Below are 22,071 nucleotides of genomic sequence, written 5' to 3' on the forward strand. Positions count from 1 at the left end.
CTTTCTGCGTTTGACTGGATTTGAGACATGACGGGAACGACACGATCGAGCAGCGGGCTGGATGATCGCCGCAAGCGGCTTCTGTTCCGCTGCTGGCACCGCGGCACGCGCGAGATGGACCTGATCCTTGGCCGCTTTGCGGATGCCGAGATCGGCAACCTGTCCGACGCCGAGCTCGGCGAGCTCGAGCGCCTGCTCGAGGTCAACGATCCCGACCTCTATGCCGCCATCACCGGCGACAAGGTGCTGCCGGCCGACGTCACCGGCGCGCTGTTTGCCCGCATCAAGGCGTTTCCGATCGCGGACGGCAGCGCATGAAGCAGGGGATGAAATCGCCGGCCGAGCTGCTCACGGCCGGCCGCGCGCTGACGCTTGCCAATGTCGCGGAGGGCGCGGAAGGCCTCGTTGTCTCCGATCTCGCCCGCGCGATCGCGGCGCGGCCAAAGAAGCCGGCGGTCAGCCTTGCCGTGGTCTGCCGCGATGGCGCACGCATGCAGCAGCTCGAGCGCGCGCTGCGGTTCTTTGCGCCCGATCTGCCGGTGCTGACCTTTCCGGCCTGGGACTGCCAGCCCTATGACCGCGTCTCTCCGCATGGCGGCATTCTCGCCCAGCGCCTGACCACGCTGGCGCGGCTGGCCTCGCTCACCGGCAGCGACAAGCCGCTGATCGTGCTGACCACGGTGAATGCGGTGGTGCAGCGCGTGCCTGCGCGCGAGCTCGTCGCGGCGCAGGCGTTGTCGGTCGCGCCCGGCAATGTCGTGCCGATGGACACCGTCGTCGCCTGGCTCGAGCACAACGGCTACAACCGCTCGTCCACCGTGCGCGAGCCCGGCGAATATGCCGTGCGCGGTGGCATTCTCGACCTGTTTCCGGCCGGCCTCGAACAGCCGGTGCGTTTCGACTTCTTCGGCGACAGCCTGGAATCGATCCGCTCCTTCGACGCCGAGACCCAGCGCACGCTGCTCGACATGCGCTCGCTCGATCTCGTGCCGGTCTCCGAATTCCAGCTCGTCACCGACACCATCCGCCGTTTCCGCATGGGCTATGTCGCCGAGTTCGGCGCGCCCGAGCGCGACGATGCGCTGTACGAGGCCGTCAGCGAGGGCCGTCGCCATCCCGGCATGGAGCACTGGCTGCCGCTGTTCCAGGATCGGATGGACACGGTGTTTGACTATCTGCAGGGCGCGACTGTTGCGATCGAGCCGCAGGCCGAGGACGCCGTCCGCGAGCGCTTCAAGCAGATCCTCGACTACTACCAGGCCCGCCGCGAGGCGATGGAGCATCCCGGCGGCGGCGCCATCTACAAGCCGCTGCCACCCGACCGGCTGTATCTGACCGACGAGGAATGGGCCAAGCGCCTTGGCGAGATCCCGCTGGCGCGCCTGACGTCGTTCTCGGTGCCGACTGACGGAACGAGCGTCGTCGATGCCGGCGCGCGCAAGGGCCGCGACTTCGCGCCGGAGCGCAACGACACCACCGTCAATGTGTTCGAATCCGTCGTCAGCCACGTCATGGCGCTGCAGGCCCAGCGCAAGAAGGTCGTGATCGCGCTCTGGACCGAAGGCTCGCGCGACCGCATGAATTCGATGCTGCGCGACCACAAGCTCGCCCATACCACCAGCGTCAACAGCTGGCGCACGGTGCAGGCGACCCCGCGCAACGAGACCATGCTCGCCGTGCTCGGCCTCGAGAGCGGCTTCGAGACCGACGAGATCGCGCTCATCAGCGAGCAGGACATTCTTGGCGACCGCCTGGTGCGGCCGCGCAAGGCCAGCCGCAAGCTCGACAATTTCATTTCGGAGGTGACGAGCCTTGCCGCCGGCGACATCGTCGTTCACGTCGAGCATGGCATCGGCCGCTTCATCGGCCTGCAGACCCTCGACGTCGCCGGCGCGCCGCATGACTGCCTCGAGCTGCATTATGCCGCCGAGACAAAACTGTTCCTCCCGGTCGAGAACATCGAGCTGCTGTCGCGCTACGGCTCGGACCAGACCACGGTCGAGCTCGATCGCCTCGGCGGCTCCGGCTGGCAGACCCGCAAGGCGAAACTCAAGAACCGCATCCGCGAGATCGCCGGCGAGCTGATCAAGATCGCTGCCGCGCGCCACTTGCACGAGGCGCCGAAACTGCCGGTGCAGCAGGGCCTCTATGACGAGTTTTGCGCGCGCTTCCCCTATGATGAGACCGAGGACCAGCTAGGGGCGATCGAATCCACCCTGAAGGACCTCGAGCTTGGCCGTCCGATGGACCGTCTGATCTGCGGCGATGTCGGTTTTGGCAAGACCGAGGTGGCGCTGCGTGCGGCGTTCGCCGTTGCACTCGAAGGCAAGCAGGTCGCCGTCGTGGTGCCGACCACGCTGCTCGCGCGCCAGCACGCAAGAACCTTCACCGAGCGCTTCAAGGGCTTTCCAGTGAACGTGGCGCAGGCCTCGCGCCTGATCGCGACCAAGGAGCTGAACCAGGTCAAGAAGGGCATCGGCGACGGTTCGGTCGATATCGTCGTCGGCACCCATGCTCTGCTCGGCAAGGCCATAAAGTTCCGTGACCTCGGCCTCGTCATCGTCGACGAGGAGCAGCATTTCGGCGTCACCCACAAGGAGCGTCTCAAGGCGCTCCGCTCCGAGGTGCATGTGCTGACGCTGTCGGCAACGCCGATCCCGCGCACGCTGCAGTTGGCTCTCACCGGCGTCCGCGAGCTCTCGATCATCGCCTCGCCCCCGGTCGACCGCCTCGCGGTCCGCACCTTCGTCGCGCCGCACGATCCCTTGATGATCCGCGAAGCCCTGCTGCGCGAGCGCTATCGCGGCGGCCAGGCGTTCTACGTGGTGCCGCGCATCGACGATCTCGCCGAGGTCAAGGACTTCCTCGACAAGAACGTGCCGGAGATGAAGGTCGCGGTCGCGCACGGCCAGATGCCGCCCGCCGTGATCGAGGACATCATGACCGCGTTCTACGACGGCAAGTTCGACATTCTGCTGTCCACCACCATCGTGGAGTCCGGTCTCGACATCCCCAACGCCAACACGCTGATCGTGCACCGCGCCGACATGTTCGGCCTCGCCCAGCTCTATCAGCTCCGCGGCCGCGTCGGCCGTTCGAAGCTGCGCGCCTACGCGCTGTTCACGCTGCCGGCGCAGCAGAAGATCACGGCGCAGGCCGAGCGCCGGCTCACCGTGCTGCAATCGCTGGAGACGCTGGGCGCTGGCTTCCAGCTCGCTTCGCACGACCTCGACATCCGCGGCGCCGGCAATTTGCTCGGCGAGGAGCAGTCCGGGCACATCAAGGAGGTCGGCTTCGAGCTCTATCAATCGATGCTGGAGGAGGCGATCGTCAACCTCAAGGCCGGCGTCTCAGAGCCCGCCGCCGACCGCTGGTCGCCGTCGATCACCATCGGCATGCCCGTGCTCATTCCGGAGGATTACGTCAGCGACCTCTCGGTGCGGCTGTCGCTGTACCGGCGCCTCGCCGATCTCGACACCGAGGAGGAGATCGAGAATTTTGGCGCGGAGATGCGCGACCGCTTCGGCGTGCTGCCCGACGAGGTGCGCTACCTGTTCAAGGTCGCCGCGATCAAGGCGTTCTGCCGCAGGGCCAATGTCGAGAAGATCGACGCCGGCCCGAAGGGCGCCGTCATCGTCTTCCGCGACAATTCCTTCGCCTATCCCGATCGTCTGGTGACCTTCATCCGCAGCTACGGCCAGGCCGCCAAGGTGCGGCCCGACATGAAGGTGGTGTTCCTGCAGGATTGGGAGACACCGGAGGAGCGCCTCGTCGGGACAACGGAGATCATGCGCCAGCTGGCCCAGCTCGCGGAGAGCAAGAAGGCGGCGTAGCGGCGAAGCGAGATCTCGTAGGGTGGGCAAAGCGAAGCGTGCCCACCATTCGTTGTGATCAGAAAGAGATGGTGGGCACGGCGCAAGTGCACCTTTGCCCACCCTACGGCAGCGAGGTCGTGACTACGACGCCGCCCTTGACGCGTCGGCCGACAGCCGGGCCAGCAACGACCGCGCCGTATCCGACGGCGATAGCGAGTCGACGCTGATGACGGGATCGCTGCGCATCTCGTGCTTGCCGTTCGACGTATGCCGCATCACCGCCGACAGCCGGCGCGCGATCATGTGCGCGGTGCGGAAGTCGGTCTCGGCGAACACGACGATGACCGAACCGTCCTTCTGGGCCGCGCCAAAATCCATCTGCCGCATCAGGCGGCTGAGGATGCGTGCCGCATCGAGCTGGGCGCGGGGATTGTTGGGATCGAAGGCGAAACGTGCCACCGACAGGCCGCCGCCGCGGGCCTGCGTCTGCTCGACCGCCTTGGCAAAATCGCGGGCGAAGGCTTCCGTGGTGAGCAGGCCGCTGCGCGGATCGAGCCAGCCGCCGGCATCGATCGAGCGCAGCGTGCGGCTCAGCTGGGCCTCCATCGCATGCTGGCGGATCAGCGGCAGCGCGTTGGCGGCGATCCTCGCCGGCTCGCCCGCGATCAGCTCCAGATTGGGCAGGTCGTAGCTCTGCACGATCTGGTGCGCGGTGACGACTACGGGCAGGGTGCGGAAGCGGGTGTCCTCGGCGAGCACCGTGAGGAAGGCATCGGTCACGCGCGCGGTAAAGCCTTCGGCGAGCACGACGCCGTCGATGTCGCGGGTGTTGAGATGCTTCGCCGCGGCCTCGATCGAGAGCGCGCCGACCACGCCGACGCGCTCGCCGAGTGCGACGGAGAGTGCGGGATAAGCGGCGCCGCGGCCGATCAGCAGCACGGTGGCATCGCGCGAGGGGTCGCCCTCGGGCAGCGTGACCTTCGCCTCGGGCAGCCGGCGAAGCACGGTCGAATGCAGGGTGCGGACGCGGAGCGCAGCGCGTAGTCGCGCGCTCAGACGGTCGGGCTGGCCGCCGCGCGACGCGAAGGGCAGGGCGTTGTGCGGCAGCGTGCCCGCAGCATCCAGGGCCACGAAGGGAAGGTAGGGCGATTGGTCGGCGATCTTCCTGGCGAGCAGCGCCAGATGCGGCTCATGTCCGCTGTGCATCGCGGCGAGCACCGCGGCCGGCTGCACCTGCTCGACCGCGCGCGTCGCGCTGGCCCAGTCGGTATCGACCACGGGGAAGAGACGGGCCTCGTCCAGCGCCGCAACGAAGGCGGGGCGCTCGGCATTGGACACAAACAGGATCGGGCCCGCCTGGGACATCGAAAAGCTCTGATCACGCAACAGGTGCCGCGCAATCTAGATTGGCCGCCTTAATGCGGCGTCAACGGAGCCGGCGAAACTGTGCTCAAGCCGGCCCGGAGCGGTCGCGAAAAGCCTCGACCATCAGAGGGTTAAGCCCGAGCTCGCTGAGCGCCTCGCGGGCGCGGGCATTGTCCTGGGCCCGCCCTGCCAGCCGGTGACCGGAGAGGCGGTCGGGCAGTGCGGTGAGAAGGGCGCCCTGGCCGAGCCGGCGCGCCCATTCCTGGAGGTCGTTGGAGAGGAAACGGTAGCCGCCGACGGCCATGATGCCGGAGGGCGGCGCGGTGATGCAGATTGCACCGCTCGGCCGGTCGAGCCGCGCGGCATAGCCGGTGTCGACATAATCGCGCGGCGGCTGTGCGATCAGCGTCTCGCCGACCGGCTGCGGCGGGGCATAGGCCGCGATCGGCACCATCGCACCGCGCAGGCCAAGCGTGCCCCTCGGCGTCAGCAGGATCTCGCCGGCGATGGAGGAGCCTGCCTGTTCGCGCGGCGCGCCGTGCGGTCCCGGCATCACAGGCACCGGCATGCCGTCCTCGCCGCGGCGGGCGCCGAACAATCCGGCCTCGCCGAACAGATAGACGTCGGTGAGCGGCGCATGCGGCGCGATCCAGGCATCGCTCGCCGCCACCTGCTCCGGCGCGCGCCAAAGCCCGATGATGTTGCGCAATGTCGGCATCCGCGCCGCGAGGTCGGCATCGCCGAGCCGCAGCGCGAGCTGCGCCGGCGCGATCAGCACCTCGCATTCGTGCTCGTTGATCTGCTGCTCCAGCACGTCGTTCTCGAACGGATGATGCAGCGCCAGCGTGCCGCCCGACAGCAGCCACACCGCGAGCGAGGAGGCGAGGCCAGCAAACGACATCGGCGTGAACGCCGCCATCAATGTTGCGCCCTGCTTCACGTCGGCTTCGAGCGACATGGCAAGACCGCCGGCGATCAGGCTGAAATGCGGCCGCGGCACCGGGCGAAAGCCCTCCGCCGTGACGTCGAAGGAAATCATCGCCGCCTTGCGGCCGTCCTGGATCACGGCGCGCGTGGTGCCGGGCGGGCGGGCCAGGACGTCGTCGAGCGAGGCCATGCCTTCGGGCAGGTCGCCTCCGAAACCGAAGACATGACGGATCGAGAACGCCTCGGCGGCGGCGTGCATCGCGAGGTCGGCATAGCTGACGCCGTCGACCGTGCTCATGGTGACGATGGCGCGCGCCGCGGTGCGGTTGAGCGCCGCGGTCAGCTCCGCATGCCGCCACAGCAGCGGCAGCACGGCGACGACGAGACCGGCGCGATGCGCGGCGAGCACGGTCAGCACGAACTCGACCGTATTGGGCAATTGGATCGCGATGACGGAATTGGCCGGCAGGCCCGATTCGACGAAATGGGCCGACAGTGCCTCGATGGCGGTGTCGGCCTCTGCATAGCTCATCCGCCGCGGCTGATGCCCGGTCACGCGCGGCTTGTTGAGCGGATCGAGCAGAGCGGTCGCGTGCGGCTGCCGCATCAGCGTGCGCTGAAACAGCGTGTCGAGCGTCGGCGATACGGCTGGCTGGTTCACGGCGTCACTTCGTTTGCGTCGCTTGAGGCTCACCCTTCGACCACCAGGTCTCCGGAAGATAGCCGGACAGCGCGGTGGCCTTTGGCCGTTCTATCCGATTCCAGCGCGCGATCCATTGCTCGGATACGTTAAACAGCGGGATTGTGTAGCAGCCCGCAATCAGGGCCCGGTCGAGCGCGCGAACCGCCGAGACGAATTCCGTATGTTCACGGGCCTCCAGCAGAGCGCCGATCATGGCGTCGATGGCGGGATCCCTGGCGCCCATGTAGTTGCGGGTGCCCGGATTGTCGGCGGCAGCGCTGCCCCAATAGAAATACTGCTCGTTGCCGGGCGACAGCGACTGGTCCCAGCGGTTCTGGATCATGTCGAACTCGTAACCGAGCCGGCGCTGGTCGAATTGCACGGGATCGACCGCGCGCACGCTGGCTTCGATGCCGGCGCGCTTGAGGTCGCGCTGGAAGGCGAGCGCGATGCGCTCCTGGTCGCGGGTCGTGACCATGATCTCGAAGGTGAAGGGCGCTCTGGTCGCGCGACTGCGCAGCACGGTGCCGTCGAGATCGTAGCCGGCTTCCGACAACAGCTTCAGCGCGGCGCGCAGCGTGGTGCGGTCGCGGCCCGAACCGTCGGTCACGGGCAGGCGGTAGCTGCCGTCCATGATCTCGGGCGGGATCTGCGCGGCGAACGGCTTGAGCAGCTCGCGCTCGCGCGCATCCGCAGGCCTGCCATAGGCCGACAGCTCCGAGCCGGCGAAATAGCCGGCGACGCGCGAATAGAGGCCAAAGAAATAGTTGCGGTTGACCAGCTCGAAATCGAACAGCAGCGTCAGGGCCTTCCGCACCCGGATGTCGGCGAAGACCGGGCGGCGCGTGTTGAAGACCAGGAATTCGGAAGGCTGCGGCACGCCGGGCTTGACGGTGTCGCGGATCACCTCGCCGCTCCTGGCGGCCGGAAAATCGTAGCCGTCGTGCCAGCGCAAGGGCTCGTGCTCGACGCGGAAATCGTAGAGGCCGCGCTTGAAGGCCTCGAACTGGCCGTTGGCCTCGCGAAAATAGTCGAGCCTGATCTCGTCGAAATTGTTGAGCCCGCGATTGATGGCGAGGTCGCGGCCCCAATAGTCGGGATTGCGCGTCAGCGTCACGCTGGCGCCAGCTTTCACCGCCGTGACGCGGTAGGGGCCGGAGCCGACCGGCCCCGTCAGCGTCGTCTCCTCGAAGGTCGCGACATCGACCGCGTGCTTCGGCAGGATCGGCATCAGGCCGAGGATCAGCGGCAGTTCGCGGTCGTTGGCGCCAGTGAGGTCGAAGCGGACGGTGAGGGCGTCGGGCGCCTCGGCCTTCGCGACCTTGGCGTAATATTGCCGGTGGTTGGGACGGCCGTGGTCGCGCAGCAACTGCCAGGAGAACAGCACGTCCTCGGCCAGCACCGGCTTTCCGTCCGAGAAGCGGGCGCGGGGATCTAGGCGGAACGTGACGAAGGTCCGGTCGTCGTCGGTTTCGACGGTCTTGGCGAGCAGGCCGTAGAGCGTGAACGGCTCGTCCTGGCCGCGCGCGAGCAGGCTCTCGACGACGTAGCTGCGGATCGGCTGCACCGCCAATCCCTTCACGATGAAGGGATTGAGACTGTCGAAGGTTCCGAGAATGCCCCAGGTCAGCCGGCCGCCCTTGCGGGCCTCGGGATTGGCATAGGGCATGTGGGTGAAATCGGCGGGCATCGCCGGCTTGCCGTGCATGGCGATGGCATGGGCTTCCTCGGCCCGTGCAGCACCCGCCGACAGGCCCCAAGTGAGCGCACAAGTGAGCGCGCAAGCGAGCGCAAGGGCAAGCGCGCAGAGGCGGAGACCGGGGCCCTCGACGAGGCGCTGGAACATGAACATCGGCACACGTTGATTCGAGGACCGGTAAAGCCTGAATCCTATCACAGGGAATTTCACCGGATGCAGCTGCGGATGTGGCCAAACATGGTTGTCGGCATTGATCTTTTCGTCGGCCACGCTAAGAAGGCACCCGATCGCGCAAGAGCGTCGAGCCCGTCACTTATCCGCCTCAATTGACGGGGAGAGAGCCGCGCCCAAGGCGGCCAGGTTCGGCGCTTCGGAGCGGTTCGGGCACTTCCCGTTCAGAAAGGGTTTTCCGCAATGAATTTCTGTTACTTGGCCGCGTCCGTCCGGCCGCGCGGGCGACTTCTCGCCTTGTTGACGGCGACGGCGTTGGCCGTCCCGTTTGCCGCCGAAGCCCAGACCCCGGCGCCGGCCCCCGGCGCGCCCGCCGCGCCCAAGGCCGCTCCGGCCCCGAAGGCGGCGGCTCCGAAGGCTGCCCCCAAGGCTCCGGCGCCCGCCCAGGCGCAGCCGGCCCAGCAGGCTCCTGCGCAAGGCGCCCCGGCGCAGCAGGGCGCGGCCCAGCCCGCCGACCAGCAGATCCAGCTGATCTACGCCCCCTGGACCAAGTTCTGCCTCAAGGGCCAGGACGCCAACGCCAAGCAGGTCTGCTTCACCGGTAAGGACGGCCGCATCGAATCGGGCCAGCCGGTCATCGCCGCCGTCATCATCGAGCCGGAAGGCGAGCCCAAGAAGATCCTGCGCGTGACGCTGCCGCTCGGCATGCAGCTCGTGCACGGCACCCGCATCATCGTGGACAGCAACGCGCCGCTGCAGCAGCCCTATGTGATCTGCTTCCAGAACGGCTGCATGTCCGACTACGAGGCGACGCCCGAGCTCATCAACAGCATGAAGAAGGGCCAGAATCTCGTTGTCCAGGCGATCAACGCCAACGGCGCACCGCTGACCCTGCCGCTGCCGCTCGCCGGCGAATTCCAGAAGGCCTATGACGGTCCGCCGACCGATCCGAAGGTGTTCGAGGAAACCCAGAAGAAGCTCCAGGAAGAGCTTCAGAAGAAGGCCGACGAGCAGCGCAAGAAGCTTGAGCAGCAGGGCACGCCGCCCGGCGCACCGCCGGCGGGTCAGAAATAATTGGGACCAAATCCCGGACATGAAAAAAGGCGCTCATTCGAGCGCCTTTTTTAATGGCCGCATTGTCGGCGGCGAAACTTCAATTCAGCGACGGATTGCGCGGGCGGTAGCCGCCGGTCTTGTCCTTGATGAAGATCTCGGCGACCTGGGAATGCCGGACCGGCTCGCCGGAATCGTCCGGCAGCAGGTTCTGCTCGGAGACATAGGCGACGTACTCGGACTCCGCGTTCTCCGCGAGCAGGTGGTAGAACGGCTGGTCCTTGTGGGGCCGCACCTCCTCAGGGATAGACAGCCACCACTCCTCGGTGTTGTTGAATTCCGGATCGATGTCGAAGATCACGCCCCGGAACGAGAAGATCCGGTGGCGGACGACCTGTCCGATCTGGAATTTGGCGGTCCTCGCTTTAATCATCCCTCGTCGATAGACCAGGATTGTGGCCGATGCTAGTGGCCTTAGCGGGAATTAACCTTCGCGTAAGGGGCGGATAGCCCCCAAGTCTTCAGAAAACACTTCATCAATGGTCGATATCCTCAATCTGGCTCTACCTTATTTTGGCCTGATCTTCGTTGGTTTCGCCTGCGGCAAGGTCAAGGCCCTGCCGGAATCAGGCCTCGCCTGGATGAACTTCTTCCTGCTCTACGTGTCGCTGCCGGCACTGCTGTTCGCGATCATGTCGAAGACGCCGTTTGCGGAGCTGAACAACCCGCCGTTCCTGATCGCGACCACGCTGTCGACGGTGGCGGCATTCACCCTGGCGCTGGTCGTTGGCAAGGTGCTGGGACGGCTGAGCCTGCGCGAGGCGACGCTCGCTGGTCTCTCCGGCGGCTACGGCAATATCGGCTACATGGGGCCGGGGCTCGCGCTCGCAGTGCTCGGGACCAAGGCGGCGGCGCCGACGGCGCTGATCTTCTGCTGCGACAGCATCTTCCTGTTCACGATCGTGCCGCTCTTGATCGAGCTCTCCGACCGCGACCATCCCTCGATCGTGCATGCCTTCGGCGTCGTGCTGAAGCAGATTGTGCTCAACCCGCTGATCATGTCGGCGTGCTTTGGCGCCGCGGTGGCCGCGCTCCATATCGAGCTGCCGGTCGCGCTCGACCGCACCATCACCTTCCTCCAGAACGCAGCCGCGCCGACCGCGCTGTTCGTGCTCGGCGTGACGGTGGCGCTTCGTCCGTTCGACCGCGTGCCGTGGGAGGTGCCGGGCGTGATCGCGGTGAAGCTCCTGATCCATCCGCTCGCAGCGTTCGGCCTGATGCTGGCCTTCGGCCCGTTCGCGCAGCCCTGGGCCGCGACCGCCGTGCTGATGGCCTCGCTGCCGCCGGCATTGAACGTGTTCGTCATCGCGCGGCAGAACGATGCCTGGATCGAATCCGCCTCCGTCGCCGTGCTGCTCGGGACCTTCGCGTCGGTGGTCACGCTGACCAGCGTGATGTGGGCGATCCAGACGGGGCGGCTGGCGTTTCCGTGAACGAAAGGCCATTCAGGACCTGACGGGCGGCTCTTCCGTCACGACGCTGCGGTCCGCGCGACGAGAAATGCCTGTTCCAGATGCGCGCGCATGCGGGTCGAGGCCAGCGGAGCGTCGCCGTCGGCAATGGCCTCGATGATCGCGAGGTGCTCGCGACACCATTCGCGGACACGGCGGCTGTCGAAATAGCTGCCGAATTCGAGCAGGCGTCGAAGCCTGTTCTGGTACTGGACCGCCTGGGCGAAAAATGCGTTGCCGCAGAACTCGGCGCACATCTCGTGAAATGCGGCGTCCGTCTCGAACAATTGCGTGCTGGAGACCGATGCGATGTCGGGGTGCGAGACCAGGTAAAGGTGCTGCAGGCGCATCCGTTCGATGGCGGCGAGATCCGGCTTGAAAGTCGTGAGCAGAAAGGCCGAGGGCTCGATCGTCAGACGAAATTCGTAGCTGGCGCGCAGCGAGACGAGGGAGTCGAGCGTCGGCAGGAACGCCCAGCCATGCCCTTGCTTGCGTGCGATCAGTCCGTCTTCGGCAAGACGGGAGAGGGTGCGCGCCAGCGCGACGCGGTCCACGGCGTAGCGGCGGGCAATTTCGCTCTGGGTGATGGAATTGGGAATACGATGCTCGAGCCGATCGCGAACCAGCTTTGCGTAGAGCTTCTCCTCCGCCGTCGACGGGACCTCGATCTCGATGCGATGCAGTGAATCGAATGGCTTGCGCAGGAAGAAGCCATGGTTCTTCCGCGTCTCGACAATGCCGCGCTCGGCAAGCAGGTCCAGCGCCGACCTGATCGGGGTCCGCGAGACGCCGATCAGATCGGCGAGCTGCTGCTCGCGCAGATGGTGGCCGGGCTCCAGCTTGGCGTCCCTGATGACATCCAGAATCTGGTTGGCGAGGCGAAATCGGGTTTGCTGGGTGGACCGCGCCATGGCGGGAGGCTCTGGGATCCGTCCTGAAGTACGAGTTGTTGCTTACGATACAATGGCTTGAGCTGCGATCCCGGTCAAAACCGATATGACTAAAGCTTAGACAGGGATGCCCGCGGATCAGGCTTGACGCAAAAGGTGGCAAAGATTGTATATTAGCCAACAATAAAACAATCAAGCCACAGGGGTACCCCATGTCTCGTTTACGCCTTGCCTGCGGAATCCTGTCGCTTTGCCTGTCCGGATCGGTGATGGCGGCCGACCTCTCGTCGGCCACGCTGGTCGAAAAGGGCGCGCTGACCTACGGCGTTGCCGGCACCTTCGCGCCGTTCGAATTTCAGAAAGACGGCAAGCTCTCCGGCTTCGACATCGACATGATCGGCCTGTTGAGCAAGAAGCTCGGCGTCGAGGCCAAGCCGATGAACATGGAGTTCAAGGGGCTGATCGTCGCGCTGCAAGGCGGCCGCGCCGACATCATCAATTCGGCCATGTACATCAACGAGCAGCGTGCGGCTCAGGTGGACTTCGTCCCCTATTTGAAGATCGGCACGCTCGTCGTGGTGCAGGCGGGCAATCCCGCCAAGATCACCGGTCGCGACGATTCCCTCTGCGGCAAGACCATCGCCGTCACGCTTGGCGGCATCCAGGAAACCTACGCGCGCCAGGACGACAAGCGCTGCCGCGACAAGGGGCTCGCCGCCATCAACGTGATGACGCTGCCGACCGCGCAGGATTCGGCGCTGACGCTCCGGCAGGGGCGGGCCGATGTCCTGTTCAATTCCACGCCTGGTGTGGTCGAACTGATGGACAAGGTGCCCGGCGTCTACGCCGTGGCGGGCCCGGAGTTCGAGGCCAACACGCAGATCGGCATGGCCGTGCGCAAGGGCGACAGCGCGATGAAATCGGCGGTCGAGGCCGCGCTGAAGGAGATCGTTGCCGACGGCTCCTACAAGAAGCTGATTGAAACCTGGAAATTTCCTGCCTCGGTGTCGCTGTTCGACTAAGGGAGCCCTCAGGTGTCCATCGAACTCGTCCTGAAGTACCTCACATCGCCGAATTTCCTGCGCGGCGCGGAGATGACGCTGCTGCTGACGGTCGCCTCGCTGGTCTTCGGCGTCCTGATCGGCCTCGTGCTTGCGTTGATCCAGGAGAGCCAGACCCGGATCGGCACCGTCGTCACGCTGGCCTATCTCTGGCTGTTCCGCGGCACGCCCGTGCTGTTTCAGATCATCTTCATCTACAACGTGCTGCCGTCCTTCGGCATCAGGCTTTCGGCCTTCGTGTGCGCGGTGCTGGCATTGTCGCTGAACGAGGGCGCCTACATGGCGGAGATCCTGCGTTCGGGGCTTCAGGCCGTGAAGAAAGGCCAGCGTACCGCCGGCCTCGCGCTCGGCATGACCCGAACCGAGATGATGCGCTACGTCGTGATCCCCCAGGCCGCCCGGATCGTGCTGCCGCCGATCGGCAACCAGATGATCGGCATGCTGAAGCTCAGCGCGCTGGTCTCGGTGATTGCGGTGGAAGAGCTGCTGCTGGTCGCGAACCAGACGGCGAGCGCCGACTTCCGCTACTTCGAGGCGTTGACCGCCGCCGGCATCTATTATCTCGCGATGACCACGGCCTTCATGGGCCTGCAAATCCTGCTGGAGACCGTGCTCGACCCGAAGAAGCGGCAGCGGATGCGGCGGCTGACGCTGACCGAACGGATGCTCGGGACCTCGAAGGCGCTGGCTGTACGGTAGCGAGGATGCAGCATCTTCTCGAAATCGTCGGCATCAACAAGAGCTTTGGTGCGACGCAGGTCCTGAAGACCTGCACGCTGACGGTCGATCCGTCGGAGACGCTCGTCGTGATCGGACCATCAGGGTCCGGCAAGTCGACGCTCTTGCGCTGCGTCAACCTGCTGGAGACGGTCGACAGCGGCGACATCTTCTTCGAAGGCGAGAACATCACGCGCGCCCGCCGCACCGCGCATCTGCTGCGCCGGCAGATCGGCATGGTGTTCCAGAATTTCGAGCTGTTCGCTCATCTCTCGGCGGCCGAGAACGTCATGCTGGCGCCGGTGAAGATTTTGGGAATGAGCCGCGCCGATGCCCATGACATCGCGGTCGATCTCCTGCGCAAGGTGCAGATTCCCGAGAAGGCGGATGCCTTTCCGGACGAGCTGTCCGGCGGCCAGCAGCAGCGCGTCGCCATTGCCAGCGCGCTCGCGATGCGGCCGAAGCTGATGCTGTATGATGAGCCGACCTCCGCGCTCGATCCGGAAATGATCCGCGAGGTGCTCGATGTCATGACGACCCTCAGTGCCGAGGGCATGACGAGCATCGTCGTCACCCATGAGATGGGGTTTGCCAAGCGCGCCGCGGACAGGATCGTATTCATGGAAAGCGGCGAGATCATCGAGAGCGCGCCGAGCGACCAGTTCTTCGGCGGCACCGTCAACGACCGCGCGCGCCGCTTTCTCGATCAGATCCTTCACTGACCCCGATATCCGGAGCCCGTCGATGTCCACTTCTCCCGATGTCGCCCGCATGAAGCGCGAGCTCGCAAGGCTCATTGCGATCGACACGCAAAATCCTCCTGGTCACGAGGCGCCTGCGGCGGAGTATCTGCGTGATCTGCTGGTCGGCGGCGGCTTCGGTGTCACGGTTCAGGAGTACAAGCCGGGACGGGTCAACGTGGTCGCGCGGCTCGAGAATGGCGCCGGCCCCGTCTTCGCCTTCAACACCCATATGGATGTCGTGCCTGCCGGCGAGGGGTGGGCCTCGGATCCCTTTGGCCTGATCGAGAAGGATGGCCGGCTCTACGGCCGAGGCGCCTGCGACTGCAAGGGGCCTTTGGCCGCCATGCTGGAAGCCATGCGCATGCTGGCAGACGATCGTACGGCATGGTCGGGAACGCTGCTTGGCGTTTTTGTGGCCGACGAAGAGATCGCCAGCGAAGGCGCCAAATTTTATGCCGCGAACCATCCCAGGATCGACGCTGCCGTGATCGGCGAGCCGACGTCGAACGCCGTCTTCTCCGCGCACAAGGGCAGCTTGCGGCCAGTTGTGCGGGTGTACGGCGTCTCGGCGCATTCCGGAACGCCGCATCTCGGTGAGAACGCGATCTACCGAGCTGGCGAGTTGCTGGGCCTCGTCGCCGAGCATCACGACAAGGTCGTCCGTCACCGCAGCCATCCGCTGGTCGGAGCGGCCAGCCTCACGGTTACGAGGATCAATGGCGGCCACGCCGACAACGTGCTGCCCGGTGCCTGCGATCTGCTGCTCGATCGGCGGATGGTGCCGGGAGAGGACGAGGGCGCCGTGAAGCGCGAGATCGACGATCTTCTCGCGGTCGCGCGCGAGCGTTTCGGGCTGCGTGCCGAGGTCGTCGATTACAAGGCGACGACAGGCGGGGCGACGGAGACGGCGCAGGACAGCGTGATCGTGCAGGCGAGCCTTGCTGCCAGCCGTGCCCACGGTGTGACCAAGCCGGGTCCGTTCGGCTTCCAGGGCGCCTGCGACCTCGTGCATTTCGCTGGTGTTGGTGCGCAGGGGACCGTGATCGGTCCGGGCGATCTCGCCGTTGCTCACAAACCCGACGAGTTCGTTCCCGTCGATGAATTCATCACCGCCAGCCTGATCTATCGCGACGTGGCCAAAGCCATGCTGCGCAACTAGGACCCGAGCGTCTTGCGCGTCTCACTGCATTTGGCCGATCTGCACTATGGCGGCGGGCTCGTCCTGCACACCGCCTCGTCGGGCAGCATTCCCGCCCTGAAGGAGATCTACCTGCGGCTCGACGACGGCGAGACGGTGGGCGTCGGCGAGGTGAGAGCCAACATCGCCTACCTCAACGGCTATGATGAGAGGACCGTGGTGGAGTCGGTCGTCGCCGCAGTTCGCGACATCGACTGGCGGCGCGATCCGCTCGATCTGATCGCGATGATGACGCTCTGGGAGGTGCCATACATCGCGCCGGTCCGCACGCTGATCGATTGCGCGTTGCACGATCTGGTCGCGCGCCGCGAGCGCAAGACCCTGGCCGCCTGGCTTGGCGCGCCGAACGGGGATGTGACCTGCAAGACCAACCAGACTCTTTTCTGGTCCTCGCACGAAGACTTTCTTGCCAAGGCCCAGGCTTACGTCGATCGCGGCTATGCCGATCTCAAGGTACGCATCGCCGTCGGCGATTTTGCCGAGGATCTGCGACGTGTCGCGGCCCTGCGCCAGCGCTTCGGCGGACGGGTGAAGATTGCCGCGGACGCGAACGGACGCTGGACGGCCGATGAGGCGCTGGCCAAGCTGGAGGCGCTCGCCGCGTATGATCTCGCTTATGTCGAGCAGCCGGTGCCGGCCGGCGACTGGGCAAGCATCGATGAGCTCGCGCGGAAGAGCCCTGTTCCCGTGATGCTCGACGAGAGCATCGCCACGACCAGTGATATCGCAAATGTGTGCGCTTATCGCGGGCGGGTCTTTGCGCATCTCAAGCTCGTGAAGCTCGGCGGCATCGCGCCGACCGTTGCGGCCGCGCGGAAGCTCTGCGAGGCCGGCGTACCCTTCATGATCGGTCAGATGAACGAGGGCGCCGCTGCCACTGCGGCGGCGCTGCACGTCGCTTGCGCGACCAGGCCTGAATTCGCCGAGCTCTATGGCGCCGACGGGCTCGTCAATGATCCGGTTTCAGGCATCTCCTACACCGACGGGGCCATCCATGCGGAGCGCGCCCCTGGCCTCGGCGTCAAGTTCGACGCCGCCACCACCAAGCTCATCGGAGACTACAGCTATGACTAGCGACGCCGTCCAGCAGGGCTCTGAATCAGCGTTCCCGAAGCAGGAATATGATGGACGGGTCGCTCGTGCCCGCGCACTTCTTGCGAAGGCCGGCATCGACGTCGTGGTCGTCACCGGGCCCGAAAACATCTTCTACCTCACGGGTCAGCAGACGCCGGGCTACTACACATTTCAAGCGCTGGTCCTGCCGGTCGAGGGCGAGCCGGCCTTCGTCGTCCGGCAGCTCGAATATTTCAACTTCATCGCGAACACGTTCATCGCCAATGCGCAAGTCTACCAGGACGGCGATCAGCCGGTGAACTTCCTGGTCAATGTCATCAAGGACCGCGGCTGGGCATCGAAGCGCATCGCAATCGACAAGCGCGGCTGGTTCTTGCCTGTGGCGAATTATGAAGCGCTCCAGGACAAGCTTGGGATACTGCACGATGGCGCCGGCATCATCGAGCAGCTTCGCATCGTGAAGTCGGCGGCCGAGCTCGAGAAGATCGCCACCGCCGCATCCTATGTCGAGGCCGGCATGCGCGCCGGCCTCGGCGCGGTCAAGTGTGGGGCGAGCGAGAACGACCTCGTCTCTGCGATGGTGGGAACGTCGATCGCCGCGGGCTCCGAATATGTCGGCATGGAGCCACTGGTCTCCGTCGGCCGCCGCTCCGGCGTGCCCCACGGCACCTGGCGACGTGGACGGATCGGCGCGAACGATCCCGCGTTTCTGGAAATGGCCGCCAGCCATGATCGCTACCACGCGGCGCTGATGCGCAGCGCCTGGATTGGTGCCATGCCGCAGCGCGCGATCGACATGGAGAAGACCTGTCAGGATGGGCTTTCCGCAGCGCTCGAGGCGATCAAGCCGGGCGCGCCCTGCGAGGCGCCGCATCTGGCCTGTCAGCGGATCATCGATCGCGCCGGCTACACCGAGAACTTCAAGAAGCGTGTCGGTTACAGCATCGGCATCGCCTTTGCGCCCGATTGGGGCGAGGGGGGCGTGCTCAGCCTGTACACGGGCGTGACCACGGAATTGCGCCCTGGCATGACGTTCCACCTCCCGGTCGCAATGCGGGATTTCGGTCAGTTCACCGTCGGCGTCAGCGAGACCGTCATCGTCACGGAAACCGGCTGCCGGCCACTCAGCACCATCGATCGGTCCATCCTGCGTGTCGCAGGCTGACGCCAACTTGCCCCGAGGGCAGCAGCCGATCGGGGAGTATGCCGGAAAATAACGTTAAAACAGTAACTTAAGGTGAGGCGGTCACGCAGGATCGAGGCGCCGCCGGGCTAACGCCGCCAGGTCGGCGTCAGTCCCTCGCGCATCGCAAAACGCCGGAGCGGGCCGATGGCGCCGAGCAGATGCATGCCGACGGCGCGGACCGGCTGGAGCGGCAGGAAATCGTTGAGCAGCGAACGGTTGGCGATGTCGATCGCAAAGGTCCGGCTCAGGATGTCCGGGCGCCGGGCGCGGTCGTAGCCCTTGAGCACGTCGTCCGCGCCGGGATCCTGGTCCGCCGCGATCGCCTCGCCCGCGAGCCGCGCAATGTCCGCGGCATCGCGCAGGCCGAGATTGAGGCCCTGGGCGCCGATCGGCGGCACCACATGGGCGGCTTCCCCGACCAGCGCGATGCGGTCGCGGCCGAAGGATTTGGGACGCTCGATCGCCAGCGGAAACAGGTTGCGCCCGGGCTCGACCGTCATGCGTCCCAGGATCGAATGCGACTGCTTCTCGATCGCGGCGGACAGCTCCTCGTCGCTGAGGCCGCGCAGCCGCTCGGCGTCCGCGGGTGCCGAGACCCAGACAATGCTGGAGCGGTCGCCGGGCAGGGGCACGAATACGCAGGGCCCGTGCGGCGTGTGGAACTCGGTCGAGACGTTGCGATGCGGCCGCGTGTGGCCGACGTTGAAAGTCAGCGCGGTCTGCGACAGCTCGCGCCGCGCGACCTCGATGCCGGCAGCCTCCCGGCACAGCGAATGCCGGCCGTCGGCGCCGACCACCAGCCGGGCCGAGAGGAATTGCGCGGAGACGGTGCGGATCGCGACGTCGTTGGCTTCGATGACGACGCTTTCGGCTTCGTCGTCGAAACGGACGATCCCGGGCAGCTCTGCCGCGCGCTCTTCCAGCGCCAGCATCAAGGAGCGGTTGTCGATGTTGTAGCCGAAGGCGTCGAGCCCGATTTCGTGACAGGAGAAACGGACCTCCGGTGCACGGAACAGCCGGCCGGTGTCGTCGACGAGCCGCATGACCTCGAGCGCGGCCGCCTTGTCCCTGCAGCGCGCCCAGACGTCGAGGCCTTCCAGAAGATCGATGGAGGCGCCCAGCAGCGCGGTGGTGCGATTGTCGGCATAGGGCAGGCGCCGTGCCACCAGCGCGGTCCGTGCTCCGGCCTGGGCCAGTGCGATCGCCGCTGCGAGCCCGGCCGGTCCGCCGCCGATCACGGCTGCGTCAAAATGTGTCGATGCATCTGTCATGGAACGACATTTGACACGCTCGCCGGCAAATTCAAGCCCACCTATTTTTCCTAGGGTTTATGGCGAATTGTGCGACCGGGCGCCGCAATGGCTTATGTGCAAACCGGTCCCGTTCTGATAGCAGAAGCCATGGACAGCCGAGAGGATTCCCTGAAGCCGACACCCGCGATCCGCGCCGCGGCGTTCTCGGTGCATATCTTCACCGCGTTCGGCGCGGCGGTCGCGCTGCTCGCGATGCTGGAGGCCGTGCGCGAGCACTGGGCGGCGATGTTTCAGTGGCTGGGCGTCGCGCTGATCATCGATGCGATCGACGGTCCGATCGCGCGCCGGCTCGACGTCAAGAACGTGCAGCCGAACTGGTCGGGCGACGTGCTCGATCTCGTGGTCGACTTCGTCACCTATGTGTTCGTGCCGGCCTATGCGATCGTGGCGAGCGGGTTGTTGCTGCCGGTCGCAGCTCCCTTGCTCGGCGTCGCCATCATCGTCACCAGCGCGCTATATTTCGCCGATCTGCGCATGAAGGCCGACGACAATCACTTTCGCGGTTTTCCGGCGCTGTGGAATGCGGCGGCGTTCTATCTGTTCCTGCTGCACTGGTCGCCGCTGTGGTCCACGCTGCTGGTCGCGACCCTGGTGGTGCTGACCTTCGTGCCGTTCCACGTGCTGCATCCGGTCCGCGTCGTGCGGCTGCGCTGGCTGACGATGTCGCTGATCGCGATCTGGGCGCTGCTGTCCCTCTACACGCTGGAGATGGACTTTCACGTCGGCATCGGCGTGACCGCCGCGCTGTGTGCGATCGCGCTCTGGATCAGCTTCAGCGACGCCTTGATCCGCCTCGCAAGATCCTTCGCATGATGCATCTGATCACCAGCCCCGAGGCGTGGGCCGCGCTGCTGACCCTGACCTCGCTCGAGATCGTGCTCGGCATCGACAACGTGATCTTCCTGTCGGTGATCGTCTCGCGCATCCCGGAGCAGCAGGCGAACCGCGCCCGCCAGATCGGGCTGGCGCTGGCGCTGGTCTTCCGCATCATCCTGCTCAGCGTGCTGGTCTGGCTGATCGGCCTGACCGCGCCGGTGTTCTCGCTTGCGGGTTACGACTTCTCCTGGCGCGACCTGATCCTGATCGGCGGCGGCCTGTTCCTGATCGCGAAGGCGACCCACGAGATCCACGCCGAGGTCGAGGTCGATGACGACGAGGGCGATGAGAAATCCGGCGGCAGCGCCTTCTTCTGGGTGATCGTCCAGATCATCGTCATCGACATCGTGTTCTCGCTGGACTCGATCATCACCGCGATCGGCATGGCCCAGGACATCGAGATCATGATCGCGGCAGTCGTGATCGCCTGCCTGATCATGTACATTTCGTCCGGGCCGGTGTCGCGATTCGTCGCGGAGCATCCGACCACGAAAATGCTGGCGCTGGCCTTCCTGGTGCTGATCGGCGTCGCGCTGGTTGCTGACGGTTTCCAATTCCACATCCCGCGCGGCTACATCTATTTCGCAATTGCGTTCTCGGCGGCGGTGGAGTTCTTCAACGTGCTGGCCAAGCGTAATCGCAAGAAGGCGAGCAAGCCGTCGATTTAGGCGTTCCAGTCGCCGTCGAGTTGACAAGGCGGGCGCGATGTCTTTCGCTCAGCCTTGGAGAAGAGGAGGTCAGGTGATGACCAAAGCCGTCCGGGTGCACAAGGTCGGAGGTCCCGAAGCCCTGGTCTATGAGAGCGTCGAGGTGCCGGCGCCTGCTGCCGGAGAGGTGCGCATCCGCCAGCATGCGGTCGGCCTCAACTTCATCGACGTCTATTACCGCACCGGCCTCTACAAGGCGCCGGGGCTGCCCTTCATCGCCGGCAACGAGGCCTCGGGCGAGGTGGTTGCGGTCGGGCCGGGCGTCACCAATTTCCATCCCGGCGACCGTGTCGCCTATTATCACAACCTCGGCGCGTATACCAGCGAGCGCAACCTCCCCTGGGAGAAGCTGGTCAAGCTGCCCGACCACATTACGCATGAGCAGGGCGCCGTGCTGATGCTGAAGGGGCTGACGGTCTGGTACCTCCTGCACAAGACCTTCAAGGTCGAGCCGCATCATCGCGTGCTGATTCATGCGGCGGCCGGCGGTATCGGCCTGCTCGCCTGCCAATGGGCGAGTGCGCTTGGAGCCCATGTCATCGGCACCGTCGGCTCGCGCGAGAAGGCCGAGCTCGCGGAGGCCAACGGCTGCGACCACGTCATCCTCTACAACGAGGAAGACTTCGTCGCTCGCGTCAAGCAGATCAGCCGCAACGAGGGCTGCGACGTCGTCTATGACGGCGTCGGCAAGGCGACCTTCCCGGGCTCGCTGTCCTGCCTGAAGCCGCGCGGCATGTTCGTCTCCTTCGGCAATGCCTCAGGTCCGGTGCCGCCGTTCTCGATCGCCGAGCTCAACAATCACGGCTCGCTGTTTGCGACCCGGCCGAAGCTCAACGACTATATCGGCACGCGCAAGGAGCTGCTGGAAGGCGCCGACACGCTGTTCGCCGCCGTCATCAACGGCAAGCTGCACGTGCCGATCAATCATGCCTACGCGCTCAAAGACGCAGCGAAGGCGCATATCGATCTCGAAAGCCGGAAGACCACGGGCGCGTCGATTTTGAAGCCGTAGGTCTCAACGTCGTTCTCCGCTCTCGTGTCCCGGACGCGCTGCAGCGTTCTTACGCTGCTGCGCAGAGCCGG

At 65.7% G+C, this 22,071-nt stretch carries 19 protein-coding genes; 13 read left to right on the forward strand and 6 right to left on the reverse strand.

Annotation, left to right across the window (positions count from 1 at the left end; all coding sequences use genetic code 11):
* The first annotated feature begins 27 nt into the window (after positions 1-27).
* Both JQ635_RS00110 and mfd read left to right on the forward strand, forming a co-directional pair.
* Positions 28-318 (forward strand): succinate dehydrogenase assembly factor 2, encoded by a 291-nt coding sequence (locus JQ635_RS00110; RefSeq protein WP_211407868.1) that lies wholly within the window; start codon positions 28-30, stop codon positions 316-318.
* On the forward strand, positions 315-3,833 hold the full coding sequence (mfd, locus tag JQ635_RS00115; protein ID WP_211407869.1) for a transcription-repair coupling factor: 3,519 nt from the start codon (positions 315-317) through the stop codon (positions 3,831-3,833). Before JQ635_RS00110 ends, mfd begins: the two co-directional genes overlap by 4 nt.
* A gap of 123 nt (positions 3,834-3,956) precedes the next feature.
* On the opposite strand, the gene JQ635_RS00120 is transcribed toward mfd, so the two are convergent.
* The 3 genes from JQ635_RS00120 to JQ635_RS00130 form a co-directional block, all read right to left on the reverse strand.
* Positions 3,957-5,180, reverse strand: coding sequence for a GGDEF domain-containing protein (locus tag JQ635_RS00120; protein WP_211407870.1), 1,224 nt, complete (start codon positions 5,178-5,180; stop codon positions 3,957-3,959).
* An 85-nt stretch (positions 5,181-5,265) separates the two neighbouring features.
* On the reverse strand, positions 5,266-6,768 hold the full coding sequence (locus JQ635_RS00125; RefSeq protein ID WP_211407871.1) for an AMP-binding protein: 1,503 nt from the start codon (positions 6,766-6,768) through the stop codon (positions 5,266-5,268).
* A 4-nt stretch (positions 6,769-6,772) separates the two neighbouring features.
* A complete protein-coding gene (locus tag JQ635_RS00130) occupies positions 6,773-8,641 on the reverse strand; it encodes an extracellular solute-binding protein (protein WP_211408455.1) in 1,869 nt (622 codons plus the stop codon).
* Positions 8,642-8,902: 261 nt separating this feature from the next.
* Here JQ635_RS00130 and JQ635_RS00135 point away from each other — a divergent pair, with 261 nt between their 5' ends.
* Positions 8,903-9,733, forward strand: coding sequence for an invasion associated locus B family protein (locus JQ635_RS00135; protein ID WP_211407872.1), 831 nt, complete (start codon positions 8,903-8,905; stop codon positions 9,731-9,733).
* Between the two features lie 79 nt (positions 9,734-9,812).
* Here the strand turns inward: JQ635_RS00135 and hspQ are convergent, their stop codons facing one another.
* Positions 9,813-10,145, reverse strand: a complete 333-nt coding sequence (gene hspQ, locus JQ635_RS00140; RefSeq protein ID WP_018642057.1) for a heat shock protein HspQ — start codon at positions 10,143-10,145, stop codon at positions 9,813-9,815.
* Between the two features lie 106 nt (positions 10,146-10,251).
* On the opposite strand from hspQ, the gene JQ635_RS00145 reads away from it, so the two are divergent.
* Positions 10,252-11,205: an AEC family transporter gene (locus tag JQ635_RS00145; protein WP_080138525.1), complete on the forward strand. Its 954-nt coding sequence runs from the start codon at positions 10,252-10,254 to the stop codon at positions 11,203-11,205.
* A gap of 38 nt (positions 11,206-11,243) precedes the next feature.
* Here JQ635_RS00145 and JQ635_RS00150 read toward each other — a convergent pair whose 3' ends face one another.
* Entirely contained in the window at positions 11,244-12,134 is an 891-nt protein-coding gene (locus JQ635_RS00150; RefSeq protein ID WP_211407873.1) for a GntR family transcriptional regulator, read from the reverse strand.
* A 191-nt stretch (positions 12,135-12,325) separates the two neighbouring features.
* On the opposite strand from JQ635_RS00150, the gene JQ635_RS00155 reads away from it, so the two are divergent.
* The 6 genes from JQ635_RS00155 to JQ635_RS00180 are packed head-to-tail and all read left to right on the forward strand — an operon-like array spanning position 12,326 to position 18,071.
* Positions 12,326-13,135, forward strand: coding sequence for an ABC transporter substrate-binding protein (locus tag JQ635_RS00155; protein WP_211407874.1), 810 nt, complete (start codon positions 12,326-12,328; stop codon positions 13,133-13,135).
* Between the two features lie 12 nt (positions 13,136-13,147).
* Positions 13,148-13,873 (forward strand): amino acid ABC transporter permease, encoded by a 726-nt coding sequence (locus tag JQ635_RS00160; RefSeq protein ID WP_211407875.1) that lies wholly within the window; start codon positions 13,148-13,150, stop codon positions 13,871-13,873.
* A 5-nt stretch (positions 13,874-13,878) separates the two neighbouring features.
* Complete coding sequence (locus JQ635_RS00165; RefSeq protein ID WP_211407876.1) at positions 13,879-14,613, forward strand: amino acid ABC transporter ATP-binding protein; 735 nt, start codon at positions 13,879-13,881, stop codon at positions 14,611-14,613.
* 22 nt (positions 14,614-14,635) lie between these two features.
* Positions 14,636-15,793 carry a M20 family metallopeptidase gene (locus JQ635_RS00170; RefSeq protein WP_211407877.1) on the forward strand — a complete coding sequence of 386 codons (1,158 nt, stop codon included), beginning with the start codon at positions 14,636-14,638 and terminating at the stop codon, positions 15,791-15,793.
* A 12-nt stretch (positions 15,794-15,805) separates the two neighbouring features.
* Positions 15,806-16,906, forward strand: coding sequence for a mandelate racemase/muconate lactonizing enzyme family protein (locus JQ635_RS00175; RefSeq protein WP_211407878.1), 1,101 nt, complete (start codon positions 15,806-15,808; stop codon positions 16,904-16,906).
* A complete protein-coding gene (locus tag JQ635_RS00180) occupies positions 16,899-18,071 on the forward strand; it encodes a M24 family metallopeptidase (protein WP_211407879.1) in 1,173 nt (390 codons plus the stop codon). The genes JQ635_RS00175 and JQ635_RS00180 overlap by 8 nt, the downstream gene beginning before the upstream one ends.
* Before the next feature lie 107 nt (positions 18,072-18,178).
* On the opposite strand, the gene JQ635_RS00185 is transcribed toward JQ635_RS00180, so the two are convergent.
* Positions 18,179-19,363, reverse strand: a complete 1,185-nt coding sequence (locus tag JQ635_RS00185) for a UbiH/UbiF family hydroxylase (protein ID WP_211407880.1) — start codon at positions 19,361-19,363, stop codon at positions 18,179-18,181.
* A gap of 87 nt (positions 19,364-19,450) precedes the next feature.
* Between JQ635_RS00185 and pcsA the strand changes: the two genes are divergently transcribed.
* The 3 genes from pcsA to JQ635_RS00200 all read left to right on the forward strand — a co-directional run bounded on the left by pcsA (position 19,451) and on the right by JQ635_RS00200 (position 22,000).
* On the forward strand, positions 19,451-20,218 hold the full coding sequence (pcsA, locus tag JQ635_RS00190) for a phosphatidylcholine synthase (protein ID WP_211407881.1): 768 nt from the start codon (positions 19,451-19,453) through the stop codon (positions 20,216-20,218).
* Positions 20,215-20,949, forward strand: coding sequence for a TerC family protein (locus JQ635_RS00195; protein WP_211407882.1), 735 nt, complete (start codon positions 20,215-20,217; stop codon positions 20,947-20,949). The genes pcsA and JQ635_RS00195 overlap by 4 nt, the downstream gene beginning before the upstream one ends.
* A gap of 76 nt (positions 20,950-21,025) precedes the next feature.
* Positions 21,026-22,000, forward strand: coding sequence for a quinone oxidoreductase family protein (locus JQ635_RS00200; protein WP_211407883.1), 975 nt, complete (start codon positions 21,026-21,028; stop codon positions 21,998-22,000).
* The last annotated feature ends 71 nt before the right edge of the window (positions 22,001-22,071 follow it).

Origin of the sequence: Bradyrhizobium iriomotense, from assembly GCF_018130765.1 — a bacterium.
Taxonomy (GTDB): domain Bacteria; phylum Pseudomonadota; class Alphaproteobacteria; order Rhizobiales; family Xanthobacteraceae; genus Bradyrhizobium; species Bradyrhizobium iriomotense_A.

Excerpts from the sequence above, each read along its gene's own strand:
- JQ635_RS00195 (WP_211407882.1), top strand. The coding sequence starts at position 20,215 with ATGATGCATCTGATCACCAGCCCCGAGGCGTGGGCCGCGCTGCTGACC.
- JQ635_RS00120 (WP_211407870.1), bottom strand. The coding sequence starts at position 5,180 with ATGTCCCAGGCGGGCCCGATCCTGTTTGTGTCCAATGCCGAGCGCCCC.
- JQ635_RS00150 (WP_211407873.1), bottom strand. The coding sequence starts at position 12,134 with ATGGCGCGGTCCACCCAGCAAACCCGATTTCGCCTCGCCAACCAGATT.
- JQ635_RS00135 (WP_211407872.1), top strand. The coding sequence starts at position 8,903 with ATGAATTTCTGTTACTTGGCCGCGTCCGTCCGGCCGCGCGGGCGACTT.
- pcsA (WP_211407881.1), top strand. The coding sequence starts at position 19,451 with ATGGCTTATGTGCAAACCGGTCCCGTTCTGATAGCAGAAGCCATGGAC.
- mfd (WP_211407869.1), top strand. The coding sequence starts at position 315 with ATGAAGCAGGGGATGAAATCGCCGGCCGAGCTGCTCACGGCCGGCCGC.
- JQ635_RS00170 (WP_211407877.1), top strand. The coding sequence starts at position 14,636 with ATGTCCACTTCTCCCGATGTCGCCCGCATGAAGCGCGAGCTCGCAAGG.
- JQ635_RS00180 (WP_211407879.1), top strand. The coding sequence starts at position 16,899 with ATGACTAGCGACGCCGTCCAGCAGGGCTCTGAATCAGCGTTCCCGAAG.
- JQ635_RS00130 (WP_211408455.1), bottom strand. The coding sequence starts at position 8,641 with ATGTTCATGTTCCAGCGCCTCGTCGAGGGCCCCGGTCTCCGCCTCTGC.
- JQ635_RS00110 (WP_211407868.1), top strand. The coding sequence starts at position 28 with ATGACGGGAACGACACGATCGAGCAGCGGGCTGGATGATCGCCGCAAG.
- JQ635_RS00185 (WP_211407880.1), bottom strand. The coding sequence starts at position 19,363 with ATGACAGATGCATCGACACATTTTGACGCAGCCGTGATCGGCGGCGGA.
- JQ635_RS00155 (WP_211407874.1), top strand. The coding sequence starts at position 12,326 with ATGTCTCGTTTACGCCTTGCCTGCGGAATCCTGTCGCTTTGCCTGTCC.
- hspQ (WP_018642057.1), bottom strand. The coding sequence starts at position 10,145 with ATGATTAAAGCGAGGACCGCCAAATTCCAGATCGGACAGGTCGTCCGC.
- JQ635_RS00200 (WP_211407883.1), top strand. The coding sequence starts at position 21,026 with ATGACCAAAGCCGTCCGGGTGCACAAGGTCGGAGGTCCCGAAGCCCTG.
- JQ635_RS00145 (WP_080138525.1), top strand. The coding sequence starts at position 10,252 with ATGGTCGATATCCTCAATCTGGCTCTACCTTATTTTGGCCTGATCTTC.
- JQ635_RS00165 (WP_211407876.1), top strand. The coding sequence starts at position 13,879 with ATGCAGCATCTTCTCGAAATCGTCGGCATCAACAAGAGCTTTGGTGCG.